Source organism: Frankia sp. CeCAU1, assembly GCF_977971845.1.
Window position 1 is genome coordinate 7,710 of the sequence record NZ_CDWWXA010000075.1, and the last position, 6,245, is coordinate 13,954.

The 6,245-nt window shown below is 72.1% G+C and carries 4 protein-coding genes and 1 pseudogene; 3 read left to right on the forward strand and 2 right to left on the reverse strand.

The features are described 5' to 3' along the window. Together AC08OO_RS14280 and AC08OO_RS14285 are read right to left on the reverse strand one after the other, a co-directional pair. Positions 1–429, reverse strand: a pseudogene (locus AC08OO_RS14280) (hypothetical protein); the annotation flags it as partial. Positions 430–673: 244 nt separating this feature from the next. Beyond that, positions 674–1,339, reverse strand: a complete 666-nt coding sequence (locus AC08OO_RS14285) for a hypothetical protein (RefSeq protein ID WP_476611045.1) — start codon at positions 1,337–1,339, stop codon at positions 674–676. A gap of 423 nt (positions 1,340–1,762) precedes the next feature. On the opposite strand from AC08OO_RS14285, the gene AC08OO_RS14290 reads away from it, so the two are divergent. From AC08OO_RS14290 to AC08OO_RS14300, 3 genes are all read left to right on the forward strand, one after another. Then, positions 1,763–2,152: a GroES family chaperonin gene (locus AC08OO_RS14290; protein ID WP_476611044.1), complete on the forward strand. Its 390-nt coding sequence runs from the start codon at positions 1,763–1,765 to the stop codon at positions 2,150–2,152. Positions 2,153–2,584: 432 nt separating this feature from the next. Further along, positions 2,585–2,884: a DUF4193 family protein gene (locus tag AC08OO_RS14295; protein WP_011435374.1), complete on the forward strand. Its 300-nt coding sequence runs from the start codon at positions 2,585–2,587 to the stop codon at positions 2,882–2,884. A gap of 144 nt (positions 2,885–3,028) precedes the next feature. After that, a partial coding sequence (locus AC08OO_RS14300; RefSeq protein WP_476618627.1) for a winged helix-turn-helix domain-containing protein occupies positions 3,029–6,245 on the forward strand: 3,217 nt, incomplete at its 3' end.

Sequence of the window (6,245 nt, forward strand, 5' to 3'; positions counted from 1 at the left end):
CCCCATGGGCAGGTGGGCAGCCGCCCCGGGCATCGGCTCGGGGAACTGTCCAGGAACCGGGACAGGCGGCCTGACCGGTGACTGCGGTGGCGGGGGTGACTGCGGTGGCGGGGGTGACTGCGGCGCGGGCGGTCTGGCCGCGGGGCGCGCCGGAGGGAACATCCTGGCCTCGTCAACCACCCGGCTGTCCGGTGCGGCGCCCGGCGACATGCCGGTGATCGCGATGATCGACGCGCAGGGCCAGAGACGGTCGCAGCTCAGGCAGAGGTCGAACTCATTCGGCTGATGAAGGTCGATGAGGGTGATCAGCGAGTGAATATGCTCGACGATCTTCGGGCCGGCCAGGACCGGCCCACGGGCGATGATGTCGAGCTCCGAGCGCAGTCGCCCGTGATACTGCTCGACGTCAGCAAGGCGCGGATCCTCCATCACCGGCAGCATGCACCATAGCGGGCCAACGGGCACGAAGGGTGTAGCCCGTTCGGGTTTACCGTCACCGCTGACTCACGTTCCGTTTCTGACCCGCGGTGCCAGATGCCGCTGATGGTTCCCTCTCCCTTACGTGCGGTGAGGGCGGGAAGTGGGTTCGCCGGGACGGGCCGCATGGTCATGCCGAGCCGGAGTACGAGCCGGAGTCCGGACGGCGTGGCCGCGGGGAGGCGCTGATCGCAGATCAGGACCGGTCCGGCCGGACCTCGTCCGTGCGGCGGACCTGCCGCATCAGACCCTCCTGAAGCCTGGCGAACTCCTCGATGTAGGGACTTTCGACCTGCCCGGGGGCACCTCCGGGCTCCTTGCCCGGCGCGGACCGGTCGAACGGCTCGAAACCCGCGAACTGCCCGCCGGCACCCGGCGGCATGCGGTCGGGCTGGCCGTCGAACGCGGGATAGTGCCCACCCCCCGCCGCCTGGGCGCCCCGCTCGGCGGGTCCGTCGTACCCGGGTCCGTAGGAGGACGGCAGGCCGTTGCTGCTCTGCGGGACCGCACGGTCCGCGGCGTTGTCGAACGCCGGGTAGTGGGCACCGTTGGCCGAGGCCGCGCGGTCGGTGGGACCGTCGTAGGCGAACCCCGAGCCGTTGGGACTGCCGGCCCCGGGGCTGATCGAGAGCGGGGCGCCGCGCATGCTGTCGCCGGAGGTGTCCGACTGCTCCGTGGAGAGGAACCCCTCGGATGCCGGGTAGATGCGGGCCGACAGGCTGACCGACATCGGGTCACTGCCGTAGGTGATGACGTCAACCTGGTCCTCCGCGCTGATGCCGCCGCTGCGGGCGAGATCGACGAAGCGGAACAGATCGGCCCACCGTAGCCCATCGAGGTCGACGCTGATACGCAGTGCCATGATCCTGCCCCATCCCTGAGGTTCGTTACGTGCCGACGGTTACCTGGGCGCCAACGGACGATCGAGGGGTGACCGGCTCGCCCCCGTCAGCGCCAGCCCGGGCGGCGATGGGCGGCAGCTTATACCGCGTTGGGAGACCATTCCCCATCCGGGGAGGTTCGGCTGGCTCTGCTCCGATAAGGCGAAGTGGGGGTATCGCGTTCTTCGTCGCGTCCCGTCACCCGAGGGCATTCCCGGGCGGAACGTTGGCGGGGAATCAGGACGGCCGGGCGGGGCCCCTCCGGTGAGGAGGTGTGGGGTGCGTGGATGCCGGCCGGGAGGCGTGGAAAGTCGCGGCCGGCGGACGTGGTCGGTCGATCGGGCGGTCGTGAAATGCCGCCTGGGGTGTCACCGGTGATTGGAAGGCGGGTAGTGTCCGACCCTGTGAACGTTGTGTCCGGCGGTGTCAACGGGGTCGGCGCGGCTGGGGTGGGCACGCAATCGGGTGTCATGCAGTCCGGCGCGCTGCCAATCAGGCTCCTGCACGACCGCGTGCTGGTCGAGCCGCGTGAGGATGCCGTGGACCGGCGGTCGAAGGCGGGCATCGTCATCCCCCCGACCGCGCATATGGGGAAGCGCCTGTCCTGGGCGGACGTCGTCGCGGTGGGGACGGCCGTGCGGACCATCCAGGTTGGCGATCGGGTGTTGTTCGACCCCGAGGACCGGGCCGAGGTGGAGCTGCACTCGACCACCTACGTTCTGCTGCGGGAGCGGGACGTGCACGCCGTCGCGGCGGAGCGGTTGGACGACGGCCTGACGGGTCTGTATCTCTAGATCCAGCCGGTCGGCCCCCAGGCTTGCGTGGCCCTTTCCGACCATCCGATGACGGCGCGGCGTCCAGGTGGTGTACGGTGCCGCATCGATCGAGATGCGGACGGTCCACCGGAGTCGTGATGTTTGATCATGGCTGTGGCGGGAGTGACACCGCGCCAGCCAGGCGCTGTCTGGCCTGACACGGTTCCGCCCCGTATCCTTCGCTCGGCTCTGGAGATCCGCGTTCCGGCCGGGACCCTTGGATGTGGTGGAGGCACCCGGAAATGCGGATACAGGGCATCGCGTCACCTCAATCTTTGGGGTCACTGCGTACTGTAACCAGCCGATGTCCTGAGGTCCCGTGTTTCATGGCTCCTCACGCTCGGTCGAACCCAGGACCGATGGGTTGGCATACCCATTGGGTGAACGACGGCAGGGAAAGGAAGGAGACGCATGGCTCGTGACTTCGACGCTCGGCGAAGCACGGATGTCGAGGAGGACGAGCTCCAGGAACAGAGCCTGGAGACGCTCAAGGCGCAGCGCGCCGGTGCGGCGGCGGACCTGGGGGACGACATGGACGCCCTCGAGGCCGAGCTGGACCTTCCGGATGCGGAGGTGCGCGACGAGGAACTGTCGCTGCGGGTACTTCCCCGGCAGGCCGACGAGTTCACCTGCACTCGATGCTTCCTGGTGCAGCACCGCAGCCAGCTCGCAGACGTCCGTCACGTCGTCTGTTCGGACTGCGCGGCCTGAGGGCCGGGTCCCGGGGCGGGGTGTCCCTCGACGGCGGGCGGTGCGGACCGGTTGCCCGGTTGCCCGGTCGTCTGAGTAGGCGTACCACTACTTAGCGCGAGCTTGTCGCTGGGGGTGGTGCGGATGCTCGACGAACAGTCACCGATGTCCGGTTCCGTCCGGTCCCGTCCCGCCGCATTTGAGGGTCGACGGCCCCTCCGCCCGGAGGATGCCGCTCCCCGTCCCGGGGAGGAGGATCCCGCGGACGGTCCCGAAAGCCTGCCGCTGCTCCTGAACCGGTTCGTCCCCCCGCCGGCCCCGCCGGGTCATGTCGATCGACCACGGCTGCTCGACGCACTCGACGCCGCCACCGTCCTGCCCCTCACGGTGGTGCGGGCTCCGGCCGGCTCGGGCAAGACGGTGCTGGTCGCGGCCTGGGCCGCGGCCCGGCGGGGGGAGACGCCGATCGTGTGGGTGCGGGTCGATCCGGCGGTCGTCCCCGGCCCGCGCGGCGGGGGGCCGGGCCTCCCACTGTGGCCGCAGCTGCTGCACGGGCTGGAACGACACGGTCTGCTCCCGGCCGGTGAGGGCTTTGGGAGCCGGTACGGTCCCGCGGCCGACGATCTTTATGATCGGCGTTACCGATGGCTCGCCAACATCCTCGCCGACCTACCGACGTCCTTCATACTGATCCTCGACGACGTGCATCTGATCACCCGGCGTTCGGACCTCGACGGCCTCGAACTGCTGATCGACGGGGCCGCGGATCGGGCCCGGATCATTCTGATGGGCCGGACGGTGCCCGTGGCGCTGCACCGGCTGCGGGCCGCCGGGTGGATCACCGAGATCGGCCCGACAGATCTCGCCTTCACCCGGGCGGAGGCCACCGCGCTCCTGGGCCGGCAGGAGATCATGGCGTCGCCCGCGACGGTGAGCGGTCTCGTGCACGTCACCGAGGGCTGGGCGGCTGGGCTGCGGCTGGCGGCCGGGGCGCTCGCCGCACGGGAACGACGACCACTGCCGGGGGCGGACGGGCGGTGGGAAGCGGCCGTCGCATCCCCGTCCGGTGGCCTCGGTGACACGGCTGGTTTCTCCGGCGCCGTGGCCGGCCATCCCGCGGTCGCCGATTTCCTGCGGGCCGAGGTGCTAGCCGGTAAGCCGCCGCCGGTACGCCGCTTCCTCCTGCGGACCAGTGTCCTGGAGCGCATGACCGGGCCGCTGACGGACGCCGTCGCGGCCGAGCGGATGGACGCGGGCGTCCTGGCGGCGGCTACCGGCTCGCGTGCCGCGCCGGCACCCACGGTGGGTGCACGGGTGAGCGGGAAGGAAGTTCTGGCGGCACTCGCGCGTGCCGACGGCTTCGTGGTCGAGCTCGACCACGACGGCGGATGGTTCCGCTTTCACCGACTGCTTGCCGCGGTGCTGCGTTCCGCGTTGGCCGCGGACGGCGACGAGGACACCGCTGAGCTTCACTTGCGAGCCGCGATCTGGTTCGCCGCGCACCGTCGGACGACGGACGCGGTACATCACGCCGCGCATGCCGGGGACTGGTGGTACGCGGCCTGTCTGCTCGTCGATGGGCCCGAGATGGTGGACGCCCTGCATGGCGGCGTCGCGGGGTTCAGCCCGATCATGACGGGGATGCCGGACTCCCCGGCCTCGTGGTCGCCGGAGTGCGCCCTGGTCGCCGCCGTGGGCCGGCTGGGCCGGGGACAGGTGGGGGCGGCCACCAGATACCTGCAGGTGGCCCGGGGGAGCATCGCCGCGGCGGTCGTGTCCCGTCGTCGCGCGCTCGCGGTCCGGGCCGATCTCGTCGACCTGCGCCGGGCGGAGCTCGCCGGGGCGTGCGAGGAGATGCTGAGCATCACCCGCCGGTTGCTACGGTCCCCGGGCAGGCCGGGCGCCGTGCCGCAGCCGGTTGGTCCGGTGGTTGCCGGTGTGACGGGGCGGGCGGAGGCCGCGGGGAAGGGCCGGCCACGACCGCCCGCCGACGTGCGGCCGCCGGGAGATCCCCGGTTCCTGCCGGCCGGCCCCGCCGGGGGCGCCGAAGGTCCCGGACGGGAGCCGGCCGGTGTTCGACGTGATCACGTCGGGGGAGACGTGGCCCGCCCCGGCTCCGTCGTCGGTGGGGCCCCGCCGGACCGCCCGGCCGGGATCGTCGCGCGATCGACCGGTGGTGGCGTGGATGGGGGCTTGGATGGTTCCGACATGGTCGCGGCGGCCGTGGCCTGGTGTGCGCGCGGGCGGGCGGAGCTCTGGCTCGGCCGTCCCGACCTGGCGCTGGAGGCGTTGCGGGAGGCGATGACGGCGGCCCGGGATACCGGTCTGCGGACGGTCGAGGCATCGGCGTCCGGGGCGATGGCTCTCGCCTACGTGCTACGAGGTCGGTTGCGGCAGGCCGAGTCCAGCGCGGCAGCGGCGGTCGCCACCGCCGCTGTGATCACTGCCAGCCCGGTCGATCCCACGGTCGTCCCCGCATCCTCGGATGGTCGGACCGACATGCCGGCAGGCCTGGTCGAGGCGCATCTCGCCCATGCGATGGTGGCGGCCGCCCGGGTCGACGACGTGCGCGTCACGCACCATCTCGACCTCGCGCGGATGGCCTTCACCCCGGCGCATCCTCCCTACCTGCTCGATCTGATCGTCGTGCTGGAGGCGAGGGCGCGATGCCGGCGTGGGGCGGCGGACGATGTGCGGGCTGCCCGCCGTCTCCTGGCGTCGCGAGGACGACCGGCCGGACCGCCGCTGTGCCTGTCGCTGTGGCGCGCCGCCGAGACCGATCTGCTGATCGCCGTCGGGAACGCCCAGGCTGCCCGGAAGCTGCTGGGACAGCTGGCTGACACCCGCCGGCCGGACCATGCTCTCGCGCTCGCGGCGGCCCGGGCGAACCTCGCGTGCGCTGATCTAGAGGGAGCGGAGCACGCGGTGGCGGCTCTGCTGCGGGCGGACGGTGGCGGAGGCAGTTCGGTGGTGTCGGCATGTGTGGTGGCAGCGGTGGCGGCCGCGCGGCGTGATGACCATGCGCGGGCCACCGACCTGCTGGCGCGTGCCCTCGCGCTCGCCGAGGACGAGGGACTCGCTGGCCCGTTCCTCGAATTCGGCGGCGAACCGTTGGCGATCTTGGATGCCCATCCCGGCCTCTCCGCCGCACATCCGTTCTTCGTGTCGACTCTGCGGGCCATGGCCACGACGGAGTCCGCCGCCGCGGTGAACCCGCGGACGCCGACCGACGGCGGACCGGTCATGGCCGTATCCGGGGCGGGGGTGCCGCCTCCGGGGGTGCCGCCCGTGGGGGCGGCCGGCCTGGGGGTGCCGAGCGGGGGGACGCCGAGCGGGGGGACGCCGAGCGGGGGGACGCCGAGCGGAGAGGTGGCGGTGCCCG

What these genes read in the sequence shown, in the direction of transcription:
- AC08OO_RS14285 (WP_476611045.1), bottom strand. Translation starts at nt 1,339, where the DNA reads ATGGCACTGCGTATCAGCGTCGACCTCGATGGGCTACGGTGGGCCGAT.
- AC08OO_RS14295 (WP_011435374.1), top strand. Translation starts at nt 2,585, where the DNA reads ATGGCTCGTGACTTCGACGCTCGGCGAAGCACGGATGTCGAGGAGGAC.